A 17,194-nucleotide genomic window follows, 5' to 3' on the forward strand; every position below is an offset into this window, starting at 1 on the left:
GACGTTAACGAAGCCATAACCCTTTCGCCGCTCTGTCGCCCCATTCACCTGCAACAAGCGGCAGGTCCCAATTGCCAATGGAGCATTCCATGCGTGCCCTCATGACTGTCATTGCTGCGCTTGCCTTCGGCCTGCCCGCGCCGGCCTTCGCACAGGAGCAGGAAACCGCAGATTATGGCCAGCCGAGCGAGTATTCCGAGCCGGTTGAATCCTATTCCCAGGACGAGATCGTCGACGCGGTGTCCGACTTCTTCGGTGTCACGGCGGAGGCTGCGGCCAGCGCCCTGGAACGCGTTTTCTCGGACCTTGGACGACCGGTCGGCTATATCGCCGGCGAGGAGGTCGCGGGTGCCGCCGGGATCGGCCTGCGCTATGGCGAGGGCTATCTCACCCTGCGCGGCCTGAATGAACGCCAGAAGGTTTACTGGCGCGGCCCGTCAATCGGCTTCGACGCCGGTGGCAATGCCAGCCGCGTCTTTGTGCTGGTCTATAATCTCGACAATGTCGATCGCCTCTACCAGCGCTATCCCGGCGTCGAGGGCACCGCTTACCTTGTGGCCGGGCTGGGCGTGAACTACCAGCGCGCCGACGACGTCACCCTGGCACCGATCCGCTCGGGTGTCGGCCTGCGGGCCGGAGCCAATATTGGCTATCTGGCCTATTCCCGCCGCCGGGCCTGGCTGCCCTTCTGATGCAGATCCGGGCGTTCGAGGCCGTCGACGAACCCGGTGTCGACGCGCTGTTGAAGGCGGCCTTTCCCGGTCCTGGCGAAGCGCGCCTGGTGACCGCCTTGCGCGCCGCTGACGCCGACACGCTGGAACTGGTCGCTGTGGATCACGGCACTGTGGTCGGCACGGTCCTGTTTTCGCCGGTGACGGCGCGGCCGGACGGTGATGATGACCTGTTCGGCGTCGGTCTGGGACCCGTTGCCGTGGCGCCGGAACACCAGTCCCGCGGAATCGGCGTCGCGCTGATCGAGGCGGGGCTGAACTATCTGACGACGCTGGGGGTGCCCTGGTGCGTGCTGCTCGGTGAGCCCGATTATTACCGGCGCTTCGGCTTCGTCGCCGCAGCGACCTGGAACTGGTCCTGGGCCGGGGATCCGGACGGGCAGTTTGCCGCCGCCTTCCAGGTCCGGTCCCTGAACGGCCTGGCGCCCGTCACCGGGGTCGCCACAGTGCACTACCACCCGGCCTTTCTCGGTGTCTGACCGACAGACGGGACGGCCACGCCCCAGCATCCCCCTTTTACCGGCGCGCGTGCCGGTGGCATACTGCTTCCGGTGATTGTGACAACGCTTGGCGTTGTGGAGTGAGGGGGTTTTCATGAGTGGCATCATCCTGTTGGTCAGCATCGGGGTCCTGTTCGTCCTCGCCCTCGCCCGCCAGATCCCGTTACAGATGCTTGGCCGCTTGCTGGGTCCCGTTACACGGCCCCTGGGCAAATTGTTCGGTATGAAGGCCATCACACGCGCCGGTCCGGGCACGATCCGCCCCGCCCACATGGGTCCCAGCGCTTGGGCGGCCCTGTCCCGGGCAGCCCGCCACAAGACCGAAACCGAATCCGTGATGGGCGATGACTTCGCCCATGAGCGGTCGCACATGACCCGCAGTGGCCTGCTGTTCCACTGGCTGGCGGTCAAGGTCGGCTATATCCGTATCCCCGGCGAGTTGAGCGCCGAGGTTGCCGAGGACTATTTCCGGCAGGGCACCGCGTTTCTCAACGGCCGCGTGAAGATCTCCGCCAATCCGCAAAACCTCTATGAGGACGAGGAAGGCGCGCTGATCGCCAGCTATTTCCCGATCGATCACGGCGCGCTCTACCTGCTCAATGAAATGCGGTCGACAATCAATTCCAACGTCCGCAAGCTGACCGTGGTCTTTTCGACCATCATCGCCTTCGTGCTGGTCATCAACCTGCTCTACAATGACGGCACCATCATCGACCTGCATGGCATGCTGGGCCTGACCGCCCCGCTCGCGCTCGGCCCCCTGGCGATGAGCGCGACCGACATGAACCAGGCTTTTTTCGGCGCCCTCTCGACTCTGGGCGGCGCCTTCCTGATGTGGCTCATCTATTTCGTCGAATACGTGCCCTACCAGCGCAATAATTTCCGCGAACTGTCAAATTTCGTGACCCGCTACCTCGCCCGGCTGAACGACCATTTCCGGACCGCGGCCGGACAGGCGAAATCGGTGACTGTCGGGCAGGAAACAGACGCCAGCAAGGTTTCCCACGCGGCGCGGCAATGGCACACTAATGTGTTGTGGATCGCCATGCGGATCTTCTTCATCGAGAGTTTCGTGCGCAACATCATGTTCCAGATGCTCCGCAATTCCGGGTATTACCTCGTATTCGTACCGGTGCTCTTCCTGGCGGTTCTGGCCGGGCTGAATATCGGCCTGATCGAGTTGACCGGCTTTGATGCCGGCGCCCGACTGGCCGATCTCGGTGTGATTTTCGTGCTCCTGTTCGTCAGCATGCTGGTCATCTATGGCGTCTTCCTGCGGCGCTCGATGATGAGCATTGACGAGATCAACCAGGACGAATGGATCGGCTTTGACAGCCTGATGCTGGAGAATGTTCTGGGCGAAATTGTCGGCAAGTACGCCGAAGATGTCGGCTACTGGAAGAACCGGATGGGTCGCGGCTAGGGGGTCCGGTCCGGACTGTGGTCGCCGTCACACAGGCCATGATCGGACAGGGTCTGGATCACGCGGCAGTCATCGACCACGCCATGTGAGCATTGCGCTACCATGCGCTTGAGCTCGGTGCGGACGGCCCGCAGACCGGCGAGGCGCCGCTCGACATCCGCCAGCTGCTGACGGGCAATCCTGTCCGCCGCGTCGCAGGAGGTTTCCGGACGGCTGGCCATGTCCTGCAGCGCCCGCAGGTCGTCCAGGCCGAAGCCGAGGTCGCGGCCATGCCGGATGAAGCGCAACTGCTCCAGATGGCTGGCATCATAACGCCGCTGGCCGCCGGCCGAGCGGTCGGGTGCATCCAGCATGCCGATGGATTCATAATAACGGATGGTCGGGATCTTGACCCCCGTCCGGCGCGACAGGCGCCCGATCGAAATATCTGACATCGCCCCTTGAACCTCCAGTCGCTAGAGGGATTAGGTTCGACCCTAGTTGATTTGAAATGACGGGAACAGACCATGTCAGCCAGTTGCGGACATCATCAGGACTTTGACGGCAGCGCCCCGGGTTTCCGGCGCGCGCTGTGGATCGTGATCGCGATCAATGCCGTCATGTTCGGCGTCGAAATGCTGGCTGGCGCCGCGGCGCGGTCGCAGGCACTCAAGGCCGACGCGCTCGACTTCGCCGCCGACGCCGCGACCTACGGGCTGTCACTCTATGTGATCGGAAAGCCGGCCAACTGGCGGGCCAATGCCGCCATCATCAAGGCCATCAGCCTGCTCGCGATCGGCCTGTCCATCCTCGGCCTCGCCCTGTGGCGGGTGGTCTTCACCCAGCAGCCCGAACCGGCCCTGATGGGGTCGATCGCGGTGCTGGCCCTGCTGGCCAATCTGGCCAGCGTGCTGATCCTGCTGCGCTGGCGCGACGGTGACGCCAATGTCCGGTCGGTCTGGCTGTGCTCGCGCAATGACGCGATCGGCAATGTCGGGGTTCTGGTCGCGGCAGGGCTGGTCGCCTGGACGGCCTCGCCCTGGCCAGATCTGGTTGTCGCCGCGATCATGGCCGGCCTGTTTACCAGCTCTGCGGTGCAGATCCTGCGTCAGGCGCTGGCCGAACGGCGCGCCGGTCATGCCTGCGAGCGATCAGCGACGGGCGGTCAGTGTCCGTCGGTTGAAAAGACTGAACCGATCGTGTCGCCGGACTGATCCCGACGCCCCGCATGGCCGTCATGGTCATGCCGCCGGGCCCGGTCGCGACCGCGCGGCGTTGAACAGTCCGAGCAACCTGTGGCGATGCGCTCGCGTACGTCAGCCAGGGTTTCGGAGAGATCATGGAAACGGTCCTGGCCATCATGCCAGAGGGCGGCGGTGTCCTGGCAGGCGGCCTCGTCGAACCGGTTCTCTTCCAGACAGCGGTTATAGGTCCGGCAGGACGCGGTGGCGAACCGGTAGGAGGCATCGAGGTCGGTCTCGAATGCCGCGATGATTTCCTGCGTGCGGGTATCGGCGACATTGGCACCGGCGAGCGCATCGGCGCGGATCGCCTCGCGATACCCGTGCACTTCGCTCAACATTTCCAGGCGCTGCTCGGCCAGCGTCTCCACCATGCACATGTTGATCGCCGGTGTGACAGTATCGGGAGCGACAGGCGGGGCGCGATTTATGACCGGACGCGGGCCGGCCGGCGCCGACGGCGGCCGCGCATGGGCACCGCACGCGCCCAGAGCCGTTGCGGAGGCCAGCATCATCATCAACATCTTCATCGAGGTTTCCATCATCCTCATCCTCCATCATCCCGCCGCCTAGTCGGCCGCGGGCGGGGCTCCGTCCATTGCCGCCTGATAACAGCCCGGCTGGTGCAATTCATTGCCGTTCAAGCGGCGCATCTCGTCAACGCGGCGCTGCCAGGCGAGATAGAAGCGGTCGCCATTCTGTTCTGCCTCATCGATCAGGGCCTGCGAGATCCGGGTCCAGCGGGCACCGGGCTCACCATTGACCCCGACAACACTGCGCAGTCGGCGAGCCCGGTCATGGCCGAGATCGGCAGCGCGGCGAAGATAGCTGTCGGCGCGCTCGGGGCTCTCGACAATCCCGCACAGGCGGTAGCTGCCCTGCACCGTGCCGGTGCCGTACATGACAGCGAGATTGAAATTGGCACCGGCATGGCCGCGCTCGGCTGCCGTCTCCAGCCATTCCAGCGATGTGTCTATATTCTGTTCCAGGCCCAGACCGGTGGCGAACATGATGCCGAGCAGGTTTTGGGCGTGGGCGTCGCGGGCGGTCAGGGCAGCGTGGCAGACCAGGGTCACGGTCTCCGCCGGTGTCAGCACGCCGGTCAGGTCAAAGCCGAGATCACCCTGGAAGTCGCGGACCGAACGACGGGTCATCGGGCCGTAATTGCCGTCCACCTCGCCATTGTAATAGCCCAATGCGGCCAGGGCCCGCTGGCGCAAGGCCAGCTCGATGATGTCGCCATCATCCTCGGTCTGGTCAAAGCCATAGGCGATCCGCGCCAGACTCTGCGGCGTGGTCGGACAGGAGCGCTCCAGAACGGCGGCCTGCAAGCGCTGATGGGCGACCAGCGAGGCCTGTGCTCCGCCAACAGAGGAGCCGATCAGCAGCGCCTCGTCCCAGGCGGAGCGGGCCTCGTCGATCCGGTCAACGGCCTGGTAGGCATCGCCGACCCGCAACCAGCAACGCGCAATCGCGCCGTCACCGACATCCCGACTGTCCGGCGTACAGATACGCTCGCCCGGATCGCGCGTGAAAACCGGGGGCCGGGTGATCGGACGGGCCTGGGTCGACGAGCCGGGTCCGGCCACGCCGGTGGACACGTTCAGACCGCCCGGTGCTGATCCACCACCATAGTCTGTGGACCCTGGCCGGACATTGGGCGGCGGGTCGGGATAGCTGGTCGTCGCACGTCCGGGCGGGGTCACCGCGCCCGGCCGGGTGGCCGTCGGAGTCGTTGCTGTCGGGCGACGGTCATTGCCGAACGGCCACCAACCCCCCTCATCCGTCTGAGGACAATACTGTCCGGAACAATAGCCGGCATCATAGGCGCGCGAATGGGTATAACCCAACACAACGACCAGCCCGATCAGGACAAGGATCGTTGCGGCGGCCTGGGCCAGAAGGGCGGTCACACGCTCCATGTCAGACGTCATCTCCCCCGAGGATCGTCGCGCTTGCCGTTAAGCTTGCATTAACGAGCCTAGCGGTTGTGCGCGGCGCTTGCCATACGCCTCACGCGCGATTGACCGAAAATTCGCCCTTCCGGCCGGAATTCCGCGGCAAAATCCCCCGACGGTTGAGTCGCAAAAAGCCGGACTCGCGTCAGACGGGAGCGGGCACAAAATCCAGCTCGGGCCAGAGCCGGGCCTGCTCCGCAATCTTGCGATTCCAGGCCTCGGGACCGGCAAGGCCGGGCATCGGCCGAATCGTTCTCGAGAAGACCGCTTCCAGTCCCAGCGGCGCGAGGAGTTCCGGCCGACCATGCCGATCCAGGCGGATAGCCACGGCATGGGTCAGCGAGGCGAAGTGGCGCAGCGCGTCGGTGGTGTCGACCAGGGCTTCACGCTGCGTGCCGTACGCCTCGTTGAACCAGATATGCACGCGGGCCTGATTGCAGATCTCGACCGGGACCGGAAGGTCGGCAAACCGCGCTTCAGCGGGCCCAACCACGTTGGCCTCTGCCGCCGCACCCAGGTCACCGGCATCGAAATAGGCGAGATCATAGTCATTGATCCCGTAGCCGCCGGGGCGGCCGGTCTGTGCGTTCCACACCGCCTTGTAGACCGCGCCGGCCATCAGCGCCCAGTCCGGCAGGCCAAGCCTGTGCGCCCGCTCCAGCACCTCGCAGGCCAGGGGATCCGCCATCACAGCGGCAATCACAAATGCGGACTGCTCCGCCGCGGGCGGCACAGTCCAGCCTGATGCGTCGCCGGTCATGGTCAGCTGCGCAGGCTGGCGCCGGTGGCCTTTTCGACCTTGGCCACAATGCCGGCCGCGATCGCCTCGATCTCTTTTTCGGTCAGGGTTTTGTCGCGCGGCTGCAGGGTGACCTCGATGGCCAGCGAGACCTGGCCCTCCGGCACGCCCTTGCCGTCATAGACGTCGAACACGGAGACATTCGTGATCATCTGCTTGTCGGCACCCTTGGCGGCGCGGACCAGCGTATCGGCCGCCACCGACTTGTCGGCCAGGAAGGCGAAGTCACGGGTGACCGGCGTCAGGTCGGCGCGCTCGAGCGGGGTGCGGGCCTTGAGACCGGAGGCCTTCTTGGGCTGCGGGATGGCGTCGAGCACGATTTCAAAGGCCAGCACCCGACCGTCGATATCGAGCGCCTTGAGGACGGCAGGGTGGATCTCGCCGAACTCGGCCATGACATTCTTGGGACCCAGACGCAGAACGCCGGACCGGCCCGGATGCCACCATTCACGCGCCTCGGCGGCAACCTGCAGGCTGTCGACCGGCGCACCGGCCGCCGCGAGCGCCGCCAGCGCGTCGGCCTTGGCGTCGAAAATGTCTGGCTGACGGGTCCCGGCCCAGTGGCGACCGGCCTCGACCCGGCGCGCGCCGGTCGCGACCAGTTTCTGGCCCTTGTCGCTGTCATCCAGATAGATCGGTCCGACCTCGAACAGGCGCGCATCATCCTGACCGCGATCGGCATTGGCCTGCAGCGCTGTGAGAAGATGGATCAGCGCCGTCGGCCGCATCACGTCGAGCTCGGAGGAAATCGGGTTTTCCAGCTCCAGCCCGGCGCCATGACCGCCAAACAGCTTGGCCTGCTGCGTATTGCAGAAGGACCAGGTGACAGATTCCGAATAACCCCGACCGGCCAGCGCGCGGCGGGCATGGCGGGCGCGCAGCTGCATCACCGTGGCCGGCGCTTGCCGGCGCACGGGCGGGCGCGGCAGGGAGACAGCGTCGAGCTTGTCGAAGCCATGAATGCGGGCGACCTCTTCGACCAGATCGGCCTTCTGGGTACAATCCATGCGCCAGCTCGGCACACCGACGGTCAGGACATCTCCCTCGCCTGATGGCGCAAAGCCCAGCGTTTCCAGGATGCGGATGATCTCGGCGCGTGGCAGGTCGAGCCCAGTCAGGCGTTTGACCTCGGCGATGGGGAACTCAATGGCGGCCGGAGCGGCCGGGACCTCACCAGCGACGACCACGTCTGATGCCTCACCGCCGCAGTATTTCAGGACCAGCTCGGTCGCCTGCTCGATACCGTCGACGACCGACGCCGGATCAACGCCGCGCTCGAACCGGTATTTGGCATCGCTGTCGATGCCGGTCGCCTTGGCGGTGGCGCGCGTGATCAGCGGGTCGAACCAGGCACTCTCGATGAAAACGTCCGTCGTTTCGGATGAGACGCCGGAATGGCTGCCGCCCATGATGCCGCCAAAGCCGAGGCAGCGGGCATCGTCGGCGATCACGCACTGGTCCTCGCCCGGCACGTGCTCCTTGTTGTCGAGCGCCTCGAAGCGGTCCGCCTCACCCTTGCCACGACGGGCCCGGATCACACCGTCCAGCCTGGCCAGGTCATAGACATGCAGCGGCCGGCAGCGGTCGACCGAGATCATGTTGGTCATGTCGGCGAGGAAGTTGATGGGCCTGAGGCCGATCGCCTTGATCGCCTTTTTCAGCCAATCCGGGCTTTCACCATTCTTGACGCCCCGGATCACACGGCCGGCGAAGACCGGGCAGGCCTCCGGCCAGTCCAGCTCAACCTTGACCGGACAGGGGAAGCTGCCGGGGATGGCGTCGATATCATGGGTCTTGAGCGTGCCAATCCCGGTCGCGGCGAGGTCGCGGGCAATGCCGCGCACACCCAGCCAGTCGGGGCGGTTGGGCGTGACTTCAAAATCCAGCACCGGGTCTGCCTGACCCAAGGCTACAACCGCCGGCGTGCCGACTTCGAAGGGCTCGGGCAGGTCGATGATGCCGTCATGATCCTCGCCCAGTTCCAATTCCTTGGCCGAGCACATCATGCCATGGCTCTCGACACCGCGGATCTTGCGCGGCTTCTTGTCCAGCGCGAAGTCGAGGCCCGGGATGTAGGTCCCCAGCGGCGCGTAGATGGCATACATGCCGGTGCGGGCATTGGGGGCACCGCAAACGATCTGCTTGGTGCCGTCGACCGTCTCGACCGTGCACACTTTCAGCTTGTCGGCATCGGGATGCTTTTCCGCATGGGTGACATGGCAGACCGTGAAGGCCGCGAACTTCTCCAGCGGATTGTCAATCTCCTCGATCTCCAGACCGGCCATGGTCATGGCGTCGGCGATCTCCTCAAGGGAGGCGTCGGTCTCGAGGTGGTATTTCAGCCAGGAAAGCGGGAATTTCATCGTCGGCTCCTGCCGTCACTTACAAGTTGGAATCCGGATCGACCGCCGGGCAGGCGTCGATCGGTTCGGGATGATTGGTCCGGCCATCGCGGCGGGCCGTCCAGCACCGTCCATAGACGGAGCAATAACAGGCCTCGACCGTGAGGGCGAAGAAGTCTTGCTGGTAGTCACGGATGAGCGGCCAGCGCTCTTCACTGGCCGGCCAGGTGATCTGGGCCAGGACAACGGTTTCACCCGGTGCGAGGATCGCGCCCTGGCTGCCACCGGTCCACATGTCGGGGCGTGGCAGACCGTCCGGACGCACCGTGCCCATCTCTTCCCAGTTGCGCAGTGACTGACCGGCGAAGGACGCGTCGATCCGATCGACCAGCGCCGGGCCGATCCCGTCATTGGTCATGCCGACAAGAAAGATGTGCTGACCGTCCTCGGTCGACATCTGGGTTTCAACCTGTACCGCCGGCCAGACATCGGCATGCTGCTGCGCCCGCATCACCCGGCCCTGGTCCCAGGCGACAAAAAGCGCCGCGACACCCACAAGCATCGCGCCGATCCCGGTCAGGGTCTGGTGGTTATTTGTGAGCCAGCGCCACATCAGTCGTCGCCCTCATCGATCTTTAGGGCCCGGAGAGCCCGCATGAAATCGGACAGATATGACTGATCGGCCTGACCCGAGGCGACGAACTCACTGCTCCTGTCGAACGTTGCAAGCCGGGCTTTCACATCGATATGCCCCATCTTACCCGCCATCATGACTACGAGACTGAAATCACCTTCAATTGCGTCGAGCTTCGCTGTCCCGTCGAGGGAGCGGCCCAAATGGCCAAGCTGGTCGAGAAATGACGCGATCCCGAGACGAAACGTATAGACTTGGGATTTCGCCTCTCCCAGATCCGAAGCAAGGTGCACCAGAACATAGATGCTGTCCGCGGCCTCATCAGAGATCGCGATGCGCATTGATCCGCACTGAAGCGCGGCCTCCGGCATCAACTCAGCCCTGTCGCCAGGTTTGCCTGCAGCAGCGGGCTGAAGCCGTAATGCGCCATCCAGCGGACGTCGGAGTTGAAGAAATCGCGCAGGTCGGGGGCGCCGTATTTGAGCATGGCGAGACGATCGACGCCCATGCCGAAGGCGAAGCCCTGGTATTCGTCCGGGTCGAGGCCGCAATTGCGGATCACATTCGGGTGGACCATGCCGCAGCCGAGGATTTCCATCCATTTGTCGCCGGAGCCGACCTTCACTGCATCACCGACCCGCTCATAGCGCACATCCATCTCCGCCGACGGTTCGGTGAAGGGGAAGTGGTGCGGGCGGAATTGCGCTTCCACCTGGTCGGTCTCGAAGAAGGCGGCAATGAAGTCCATCAGCGTGCCCTTGAGGTGACCCATATGGGTTTCCTTGTCGATCACCAGGCCTTCGACCTGGTGGAACATGGGCGTATGGGTCTGGTCCCAGTCACAGCGATAGACGCGGCCCGGCGCGATGATGCGGATCGGCGTCTTGCCTTCCAGCATGGTGCGAATCTGCACCGGCGAGGTGTGCGTGCGCAGGACCTTGCGCATGCCCTCGGCGTCCGGCTTCATGAAGAAAGTGTCCTGGGTGTCGCGGGCCGGGTGACCTTCCGGGAAGTTGAGGGCGGTGAAATTGTGGAAATCGGTCTCCACATCCGGCCCTTCGGCGACGGCAAAGCCCATATCGGCAAAGATCACCGCCAGCTCTTCCATCACTTGTGTGATCGGGTGCAGCGAGCCCTTCGGTTCCGGCCGCACCGGCAAAGTCACATCAACCCTCTCCGACGCCAGCGCCGCATTCAGGGCTGCCGCTTCCAGATCCGCCTTGCGCGCCTCGATGGCGTCATTGAGCCGGGTCTTGAGACCATTGAGCGCCGGGCCCATCACCTGACGTTCTTCCGGGCTCATCTTGCCCAGCTCGCGCATCATCAACGACACCGAGCCCTTCTTGCCCAGCGCCGCAACGCGCACCGCGTCCAGCCCGGCCTCATCGGTCGCGCCCTCAATCTGGCTGCGGACCCCGGCTTCAAGCGTGTCGAGATTGGAAGTGTCAGTCATGTCATGTCGTCCCATACGGTCGGGAAGGATTTAGCGGCTGGGGTTTTGTGTGTCGACCGGGAGTGACGGCTGGGGGGCAAATAGGTCCTCGCCCAGACAAGGCGAGGTGGATCGCCGCGCAGCGGCGAGACGGAGTGGGTGACGGTCCGTCAGGATTAGAACGCTGACGCGTTTCACCCGATCCGACCCGGCGCTGCGCGCCGGCCCACCTTCCCCATCAAGGGGAAGGACCTATTACCGAGACCGTCACCACAAACAAAAAGGGCCCGCCAGCTTCACGCCGACGGGCCTCTTTGAAACTCGGTGTTCCAGGCGTTTAGCCCAGAGCGTCCCGCGCCTGGTCGACCAGGGCCTTGAAGGCGTCCGGCTCGTGCATGGCGATGTCGGCGAGGACCTTGCGGTCAACTTCGATGCCGGCCTTGGCGAGGCCGTTCATGAAGACCGAATAATTCATGTCGTGCTGGCGGGCGCCGGCATTGATGCGCTGGATCCACAGCGAGCGGAAATTGCGCTTCTTGGCGCGGCGGTCGCGATAGGCGTACTGGCCGGCCTTTTCCACGGCCTGGACGGCAACGCGGAAGGTATTCTTGCGGCGGCCGTAATAGCCCTTGGCTTTCTTGATGACTGACTTGTGGCGTTTAGAGGTCGCCGGTCCGGACGTTACTCGAGACATATTGAAGTGCTCCTACTCGGTGCCAGCGGCCTTAAAGGCCGTTCGGGAGGTATTTTTTCACGATCTTGGCGTCCTGGGGTGACAGGGTCACCTGGCCGCGCTTGTTGCGGATCTGCTTGGGGGTCCGCTTGATCATGCCGTGGCGCTTGCCGGTCTGACCGGCCTTCACCTTACCCGTGGCGGTGAGCTTGAAGCGCTTTTTGGCGCCGCTCTTCGTCTTCATCTTCGACATTTTCATCTCCTTTGCAGGACGCCCGGAAGCGTCCGGTGGATGGTTCAGCCAGCGGGCATGTCGAATTCGGCCCGGTTGGCTGGTGTTGGAAGCGGGGGTTTATACCCGCAATGCCCCTGATTGCAAGCGGTCATGCGAGTCGCAAGCGGGTTGAGACTCAGTGCGCGTGATCGTCACACAGGCCACAATCGCGCTCATGCACATGCCCGGCCCGGGCGCGGGCCCGCCAATTGGCGAAATGGGCTCCGGCGAGCACGGTCACGCCGCCCAGGGTCAGCACGGTCTCGACGGTTGTCGAAAACAGGTGCGAGGCACCCAGTGCCATGACCGACAGGCCGGCCAGACCAATCACGAAGATCGGCCATCCGGCGCGAGTCGCCCGCACACTCCAGCCCAGGCCGATCAGCGAGACCGGCGCCGCGATGGCGAGCAGCAGCAAGTGCCAGTCATGGCTCAGGCCCAACAGTTCACCGGCCTCTGGCGCCAGCATGGGCGTCGCCGCGGCAGCTGCCGGCAGGAAGAGGCAGTGGGCGATACACAGGGCTGACAGGCCGACGCCGGTGGCGTCGAGCTTGCCTTGATGATCGGAGATGTGGCGGTGAAAGGGCATGAATTGTCCGGCAGCGGTGTAACGGTGATATAGTATAACATTCACCGCTTGCAAAGCACCGAACTGCGCTATCCGGCAATTTTCTGCGCGCGCCTCCGGCAGGGAGCCGGCACAGACAAGAAAGGGCGACCCGAACGGGCCGCCCTCTCCTGATCCCCGCGCGCTGCGCGGCTGGTTTCCGGCTTATTCGTGGAAGCCGAGCTCGGAAATCGCCAGAACCGCCGGCGACAGGTCACCGCCCGAATAGGTTCCGACCCAGATGTCGTAGACGCCGGCTTGCGGATCGGCAAAGTGGACGCCCGGGTTCAGGTTCCCGGCGCCGTCATCATTGCAATACCATTCCCCGTCGGGCCCGTTGATCACCAGGGTGGTGTCACGCTCGGACACGGCCGAGATGTACAGGTCGAGGCCACCCGGCTCGAAGCTGAGCTCCACATCCGGCGCCAGGGTCACGAAACCGCGGCAGGACTGGTCGGCGGCCGATTCCGCCTCGACTTCACCGCCGGCCATCAGCTCGACGAGATAGGGATCGGGAACAAAGCCACCGGTCAGCTCGACATCCCCGTAATTGGCCGGCAGGGCGTAATCGAGCGGGGTGTCGGGCAGGAAGCCGCCGCCGAAACCGAGTTCGGACACATGCAGCGTCGCCGGACCCCCGTCATACTCGCCATAGGTGCCAACCCAGACATCATAGCGACCCGACGCCGGATCATTGAACACGACACCCGGATTGAGCTCGCCGGCGCTGTCATCATCACAGTGCCAGCTGCCATCGGGCGCATTGACGATCAGGGTCGCGTCACCGTCATAGCTGGCCGACAGGTAGAGATCGAAATCCCCGGCCTCGTATTCCAGATCGAAATCCGGCGCACTGTCTGCCCAGCCGCGACAGTTCTGCGCGACCGCTTCGTAGACATCCGTGCCGCCACCGGCGATGACATCAACATTGTAGGGATCAGGCACAAAGCCGGCCTGCAGCGAAGCCGACCCGGACTGGGACGGCAGCGAATAATCGAGCACTGCCGGTTCATCGACATTGCCGAGGAAACCGAGCTCGGACACGTAGAGCGTCGCCGGAATGTGGGCGCTGGACGAGTAGCGCGCGGTCCAGACCGCATAGCGGCCCGGCAGCGGATCACGGATCTGTACGCCCGGATTCAGGTTTTCGGCGCTGTCATCATCACAGTGCCAGCCACCATCCGGCGACTGTACGGCAAGCGTCGTGTCGCTCTCGGCCTGCATCGAGAAATACAGGTCAAAGGTGTCGCTGCCGGCATAGTCGACCCAAACGTCCGGTGCCCGGTCAGCATTGCCCCAGCACATGCCATCGGCGAAGCGGTCGAGTGTCATCTCGCCGCCGGCCTGGACCGCGACCGTCCGCGGATCATCGGCGAACCCTTCGCTCAGGCTGAGCGTTCCCGATTGCGGCGGCAAGCCGGCAGACGGGGCTTGCGAATAAGGATTGTCATCCTCGAAGCCGAGCTCGGAAATATGCAACATCGCTGGCTCATAGCCGCCGCCGGAGCCATAGGTTCCGACCCAGATATTGTAGAGCCCGCTCTGCGGGTTATCAAACATCATGCCGGCATTCAGGCCGCTTCCGGCACCGTCATCGTCGCAATGCCAGGCGCCATCCGGCGTGTTGACCAGCAATACGGTATCCACATCAGAGGCCGCCGAGAGATAGAGGCTGAAATCGCCGGCCGAGTAATTGAGATTGTAGGACGGCTGATAGCTCACGAACCCCGGACACCATTCCGAGGCACCGCTCGCTGGCATGGCACCCCCGGCGCGCAGGCCGATCGAGACCGGATCAGGAATGAAGCCGGCGTCCAGCTGACCCGACCCATAGGCCGGAGCTGCGGATATGTCCTGCACCGCCTGTGCCGGTGCGGCGACCAGAAGGGTCGCGACTGCGGCGCCCGTCAGCAATTGAAGTTTCATCATGTTTCTCCCCCAGGATTGAAGTGTCACTCGCTGTATAGTTCGGAAATCGACAGGCGGGCCGTCGCCGGGCCTGGCCCGAGAAAGCGGCCGACCCAGATATCGTAGTGACCGGAAACGGGTTCACCGAACCGGATCGAAGGATTGAGGCCGCTGCCGCTGTCATCATCGCAATACCATTGACCATCCGGCGCATTGACGACCAGCGTCATGTCATCGTCCGAGGCGGCCGACAGGATGAGCGGGAAAGGTCCGGCGTTGTAATATACCGCGACATCAGGCTCGGCGCCGCTGACGAAGCCGTGGCAGGTTTCGGAAACGTCGGTCGACGCATCGATGCGCGCCTCCAGCTCCAGGTCGATGGTGACCGGATCCGGCGTGAACCCGGCGGACAGGTAGAGGCTCTCTCCCGGCCCGGCCCCGACACCCCACGCTGCGCCTGACCCGGCTGGCGAGGCCAGCAAGACCAGTGAAATCAGGGCGGAATGCCAAAGACGCATCAATCTGTCTCCTGTCCGGTCGCCATCGCGACACGCCGTCGCGTCACGTGTCAGTTGAACATGCTTTGTGTCGGATATCATCAGAAATCCGGGCGGCTGAACATCATCTGAATGGGTGAGCCGCGTTTCCGGCAAACACGCGGCAGCAATAAGGCGCCAGCGCAGGGCTGTCGTCCAGCCTGTTGAATTCTCGCAGGAAAGCGCGTTAATCGGCGACCGGGCCGCGCTCGCGGTGTCCAGCGGATTTTTGTCGTGCTCACACCCTCCCTGTCGATCTTCGCCAATCAGCCCTACCGGCATTACTGGATCATGCGGCAATTATTGTCGGCGGCCCGCCAGATGCAGGCGGTGGCAATCGGCTGGCAGGTCTATGATGTCGCGCGTCAGACCCGCTCGGTGGAAGAATCCGCCCTGATGCTGGGATTTGTCGGATTGGCAATGTTTGCCCCGGTCTTCTTCCTGTCCCTGCTGGGCGGGCAGGCCGCCGACCGGCTCGACCGCAAGCTGATCCTCGTTGTCACCAACCTGATCCGGGTCGCCTGCGCCGTCGCCCTCGCCATCAGCCCCTTCCATTCCGGGCCCGTGACGCTGGTCATCGTTTTTTCGGCGGCCACCTTCCTCGGCGTGACCCACGCCTTTTCTCCCGCCGCTTCCAGCGCCCTGATGGCGCGGATCGTGCCGCGTGACGACATGCGCCAGGCCATCGCCTGGAACTCGCTGGGCTTCCAGGTCGCAGCGATCGGGGGGCCGGCGGTGGGCGGCCTGCTGTATATTATCGGACCGACCACGGTCTATCTGGTCAGCGCCGTCATGCTGGTCGTCGCCACCCTCGTCATTGCGACAGCCCGTACGCCCAGGCATGAAAAGCTGGAGGGGCAGCGCGGCCTGTCGATGGTGATCGACGGCCTGCGCTATGTGCGCGACAACAAGGTTGTGCTGGGTGCGATCTCACTGGACCTGGTGGTCGTGCTGTTCGGCGGTGTCACGGCCCTCCTCCCGGTCTTCGCACGCGACGTGCTGCATACAGACACGGTTGGCCTCGGCCTGCTGCGCACGGCGCCCGCGATCGGCGCCGGGCTGATTGCCTTCCTGCTTGCCGTGCGTCCGCTGACCCGACGGATCGGCATCTGGATGCTGGGCGCGATCGGCGTCTACGGCGTCGCCATGATCGGTTTCGCGCTGTCGGAGGTGCTGATCCTGTCGATGATCGCCCTGGCCGTGACCGGAGCCGCCGACATGATCTCGGTCTTCATCCGCCAGTCCATTATCCAGCTGGCCACGCCGGTTGGCATGCGAGGCCGGGTCTCGGCGGTCGAGTTCATTTTCATCTCCGCCTCGAACGAGCTGGGCGAATTCGAGTCCGGCGTCGCCGCCCGCTTCATGGGACCCATTGGCGCGGTCCTTCTGGGCGGCGGCATGGCACTGGTCACCGCGGCCGCGTGGTTCCGCCTGTTCCCGCAACTGGCAAGGACCGACGCCCTCGACCAGGTCGAGGAAGACCCGGCCCGCCCCCCGGCCTGACCCTCCGGCAGACAAACAAAAACGGCGCCCCGGGAGGCGCCGCTTTCGTATCTGACATGTGAGGCCCGCTTAACGCGGCGCCATCACCATGACCATCAGGCGACCTTCGAGCTTGGGCTCGAACTCGACCTTGGCCACTTCGCCGAAGTCTTCCTTGACGCGGTTCATGATGTCCATGCCGCGATTCTGGTGAGCCATTTCGCGGCCCCGGAAACGCAGGGTCACCTTGACCTTGTCACCCGCCTCGAAGAAGCGATGCATGGCCTTGGTTTTCACCTGGTAGTCATGGATATCGATGTTCGGACGCATCTTGATCTCTTTGATCTCGACGGTCTTCTGCTTCTTCTTGGCCTCGGCCTTTTTCTTCTGGTCCTGGTATTTCAGCTTGCCGTAATCGACGATCTTGCAAACTGGCGGATCGGCATTCGGCGACACTTCAACGAGGTCGAGCCCAGCCTGTTCGGCGGCCTCAAGGGCCGCTTCCGTCGGCATAATGCCTTGCTTCTCACCAGTTTCGTCGATCAGGAGCACCCGCGGTACGCGGATATCCCGGTTAATGCGCGGGCCCTCTTTTTTGGGCGGTTGCGCAGCGTGCGGTCTACGGGCTATGGCATCTTCTCCCTGGTTGCCCCAAAGCTGAACCTTACTAATCCT

The 17,194-nt window shown here is 64.2% G+C and carries 19 protein-coding genes; 5 read left to right on the forward strand and 14 right to left on the reverse strand.

Translation table 11 applies throughout. The features are described 5' to 3' along the window. Positions 1 to 89: 89 nt before the first annotated feature. The 3 genes from VOI18_RS00760 (at position 90) to VOI18_RS00770 (ending at position 2,654) form a co-directional block, all read left to right on the forward strand. Complete coding sequence (locus VOI18_RS00760; protein WP_323760516.1) at positions 90 to 692, forward strand: DUF1134 domain-containing protein; 603 nt, start codon at positions 90 to 92, stop codon at positions 690 to 692. Next, positions 692 to 1,210 (forward strand): N-acetyltransferase, encoded by a 519-nt coding sequence (locus VOI18_RS00765; RefSeq protein WP_323760517.1) that lies wholly within the window; start codon positions 692 to 694, stop codon positions 1,208 to 1,210. The genes VOI18_RS00760 and VOI18_RS00765 overlap by 1 nt, the downstream gene beginning before the upstream one ends. 115 nt (positions 1,211 to 1,325) lie before the next feature. Then, complete coding sequence (locus VOI18_RS00770) at positions 1,326 to 2,654, forward strand: hypothetical protein (protein ID WP_323760518.1); 1,329 nt, start codon at positions 1,326 to 1,328, stop codon at positions 2,652 to 2,654. On the opposite strand, the gene VOI18_RS00775 is transcribed toward VOI18_RS00770, so the two are convergent. Further along, entirely contained in the window at positions 2,651 to 3,088 is a 438-nt protein-coding gene (locus tag VOI18_RS00775; protein ID WP_323760519.1) for a helix-turn-helix domain-containing protein, read from the reverse strand. The two genes, VOI18_RS00770 and VOI18_RS00775, sit on opposite strands and share 4 nt — an antisense overlap. 72 nt (positions 3,089 to 3,160) lie before the next feature. On the opposite strand from VOI18_RS00775, the gene VOI18_RS00780 reads away from it, so the two are divergent. Then, complete coding sequence (locus tag VOI18_RS00780; RefSeq protein ID WP_323760520.1) at positions 3,161 to 3,847, forward strand: cation transporter; 687 nt, start codon at positions 3,161 to 3,163, stop codon at positions 3,845 to 3,847. Here VOI18_RS00780 and VOI18_RS00785 read toward each other — a convergent pair. From VOI18_RS00785 to VOI18_RS00840, 12 genes are all read right to left on the reverse strand, one after another. Next, complete coding sequence (locus VOI18_RS00785; protein WP_323760521.1) at positions 3,799 to 4,404, reverse strand: hypothetical protein; 606 nt, start codon at positions 4,402 to 4,404, stop codon at positions 3,799 to 3,801. The genes VOI18_RS00780 and VOI18_RS00785 overlap by 49 nt on opposite strands. Before the next feature lie 39 nt (positions 4,405 to 4,443). Continuing rightward, positions 4,444 to 5,796 (reverse strand): peptidoglycan-binding protein, encoded by a 1,353-nt coding sequence (locus tag VOI18_RS00790; RefSeq protein ID WP_323760522.1) that lies wholly within the window; start codon positions 5,794 to 5,796, stop codon positions 4,444 to 4,446. 181 nt (positions 5,797 to 5,977) lie between these two features. Next, on the reverse strand, positions 5,978 to 6,592 hold the full coding sequence (locus VOI18_RS00795) for a nucleotidyltransferase family protein (RefSeq protein WP_323760523.1): 615 nt from the start codon (positions 6,590 to 6,592) through the stop codon (positions 5,978 to 5,980). Between the two features lie 2 nt (positions 6,593 to 6,594). Then, positions 6,595 to 8,994 carry a phenylalanine--tRNA ligase subunit beta gene (gene pheT, locus VOI18_RS00800; RefSeq protein WP_323760524.1) on the reverse strand — a complete coding sequence of 800 codons (2,400 nt, stop codon included), beginning with the start codon at positions 8,992 to 8,994 and terminating at the stop codon, positions 6,595 to 6,597. A gap of 19 nt (positions 8,995 to 9,013) precedes the next feature. Next, the gene (locus tag VOI18_RS00805) at positions 9,014 to 9,586 is read right to left on the reverse strand and encodes a hypothetical protein (RefSeq protein WP_323760525.1); all 573 of its coding nucleotides are present in this window, start codon (positions 9,584 to 9,586) and stop codon (positions 9,014 to 9,016) included. Further along, positions 9,586 to 9,978, reverse strand: a complete 393-nt coding sequence (locus VOI18_RS00810) for a hypothetical protein (protein ID WP_323760526.1) — start codon at positions 9,976 to 9,978, stop codon at positions 9,586 to 9,588. Before VOI18_RS00810 ends, VOI18_RS00805 begins: the two co-directional genes overlap by 1 nt. Beyond that, positions 9,978 to 11,060, reverse strand: a complete 1,083-nt coding sequence (gene pheS, locus VOI18_RS00815; protein ID WP_323760527.1) for a phenylalanine--tRNA ligase subunit alpha — start codon at positions 11,058 to 11,060, stop codon at positions 9,978 to 9,980. The genes VOI18_RS00810 and pheS overlap by 1 nt, the downstream gene beginning before the upstream one ends. A 316-nt stretch (positions 11,061 to 11,376) precedes the next feature. Continuing rightward, the gene (gene rplT / locus VOI18_RS00820; protein ID WP_323760528.1) at positions 11,377 to 11,733 is read right to left on the reverse strand and encodes a 50S ribosomal protein L20; all 357 of its coding nucleotides are present in this window, start codon (positions 11,731 to 11,733) and stop codon (positions 11,377 to 11,379) included. 31 nt (positions 11,734 to 11,764) lie between these two features. Beyond that, positions 11,765 to 11,965 (reverse strand): 50S ribosomal protein L35, encoded by a 201-nt coding sequence (gene rpmI / locus VOI18_RS00825; RefSeq protein WP_323760529.1) that lies wholly within the window; start codon positions 11,963 to 11,965, stop codon positions 11,765 to 11,767. Positions 11,966 to 12,122: 157 nt separating this feature from the next. After that, the gene (locus VOI18_RS00830) at positions 12,123 to 12,575 is read right to left on the reverse strand and encodes a MerC domain-containing protein (RefSeq protein WP_323760530.1); all 453 of its coding nucleotides are present in this window, start codon (positions 12,573 to 12,575) and stop codon (positions 12,123 to 12,125) included. A 183-nt stretch (positions 12,576 to 12,758) separates the two neighbouring features. After that, entirely contained in the window at positions 12,759 to 14,522 is a 1,764-nt protein-coding gene (locus VOI18_RS00835; protein ID WP_323760531.1) for a hypothetical protein, read from the reverse strand. Between the two features lie 23 nt (positions 14,523 to 14,545). Beyond that, complete coding sequence (locus tag VOI18_RS00840) at positions 14,546 to 15,019, reverse strand: peptidase S1 (RefSeq protein WP_323760532.1); 474 nt, start codon at positions 15,017 to 15,019, stop codon at positions 14,546 to 14,548. 252 nt (positions 15,020 to 15,271) lie between these two features. On the opposite strand from VOI18_RS00840, the gene VOI18_RS00845 reads away from it, so the two are divergent. Continuing rightward, positions 15,272 to 16,540: an MFS transporter gene (locus VOI18_RS00845; RefSeq protein WP_323760533.1), complete on the forward strand. Its 1,269-nt coding sequence runs from the start codon at positions 15,272 to 15,274 to the stop codon at positions 16,538 to 16,540. A 69-nt stretch (positions 16,541 to 16,609) separates the two neighbouring features. Here VOI18_RS00845 and infC read toward each other — a convergent pair whose 3' ends face one another. Further along, a complete protein-coding gene (gene infC / locus VOI18_RS00850) occupies positions 16,610 to 17,149 on the reverse strand; it encodes a translation initiation factor IF-3 (protein WP_416374847.1) in 540 nt (179 codons plus the stop codon). Between the last annotated feature and the right edge of the window lie 45 nt (positions 17,150 to 17,194).

Source organism: Maricaulis sp. (genome assembly GCF_034670125.1).
Lineage (GTDB): Bacteria > Pseudomonadota > Alphaproteobacteria > Caulobacterales > Maricaulaceae > Maricaulis.

Excerpts from the sequence above, each read along its gene's own strand:
- VOI18_RS00775 (WP_323760519.1), bottom strand. The coding sequence starts at position 3,088 with ATGTCAGATATTTCGATCGGGCGCCTGTCGCGCCGGACGGGGGTCAAG.
- VOI18_RS00795 (WP_323760523.1), bottom strand. The coding sequence starts at position 6,592 with ATGACCGGCGACGCATCAGGCTGGACTGTGCCGCCCGCGGCGGAGCAG.
- pheT (WP_323760524.1), bottom strand. The coding sequence starts at position 8,994 with ATGAAATTCCCGCTTTCCTGGCTGAAATACCACCTCGAGACCGACGCC.
- pheS (WP_323760527.1), bottom strand. The coding sequence starts at position 11,060 with ATGACTGACACTTCCAATCTCGACACGCTTGAAGCCGGGGTCCGCAGC.
- rplT (WP_323760528.1), bottom strand. The coding sequence starts at position 11,733 with ATGTCTCGAGTAACGTCCGGACCGGCGACCTCTAAACGCCACAAGTCA.
- VOI18_RS00835 (WP_323760531.1), bottom strand. The coding sequence starts at position 14,522 with ATGATGAAACTTCAATTGCTGACGGGCGCCGCAGTCGCGACCCTTCTG.
- VOI18_RS00765 (WP_323760517.1), top strand. The coding sequence starts at position 692 with ATGCAGATCCGGGCGTTCGAGGCCGTCGACGAACCCGGTGTCGACGCG.
- VOI18_RS00840 (WP_323760532.1), bottom strand. The coding sequence starts at position 15,019 with ATGCGTCTTTGGCATTCCGCCCTGATTTCACTGGTCTTGCTGGCCTCG.
- VOI18_RS00780 (WP_323760520.1), top strand. The coding sequence starts at position 3,161 with ATGTCAGCCAGTTGCGGACATCATCAGGACTTTGACGGCAGCGCCCCG.
- VOI18_RS00770 (WP_323760518.1), top strand. The coding sequence starts at position 1,326 with ATGAGTGGCATCATCCTGTTGGTCAGCATCGGGGTCCTGTTCGTCCTC.
- VOI18_RS00810 (WP_323760526.1), bottom strand. The coding sequence starts at position 9,978 with ATGCCGGAGGCCGCGCTTCAGTGCGGATCAATGCGCATCGCGATCTCT.
- VOI18_RS00830 (WP_323760530.1), bottom strand. The coding sequence starts at position 12,575 with ATGCCCTTTCACCGCCACATCTCCGATCATCAAGGCAAGCTCGACGCC.
- VOI18_RS00805 (WP_323760525.1), bottom strand. The coding sequence starts at position 9,586 with ATGTGGCGCTGGCTCACAAATAACCACCAGACCCTGACCGGGATCGGC.
- VOI18_RS00760 (WP_323760516.1), top strand. The coding sequence starts at position 90 with ATGCGTGCCCTCATGACTGTCATTGCTGCGCTTGCCTTCGGCCTGCCC.
- VOI18_RS00790 (WP_323760522.1), bottom strand. The coding sequence starts at position 5,796 with ATGGAGCGTGTGACCGCCCTTCTGGCCCAGGCCGCCGCAACGATCCTT.
- VOI18_RS00785 (WP_323760521.1), bottom strand. The coding sequence starts at position 4,404 with ATGAAGATGTTGATGATGATGCTGGCCTCCGCAACGGCTCTGGGCGCG.
- rpmI (WP_323760529.1), bottom strand. The coding sequence starts at position 11,965 with ATGTCGAAGATGAAGACGAAGAGCGGCGCCAAAAAGCGCTTCAAGCTC.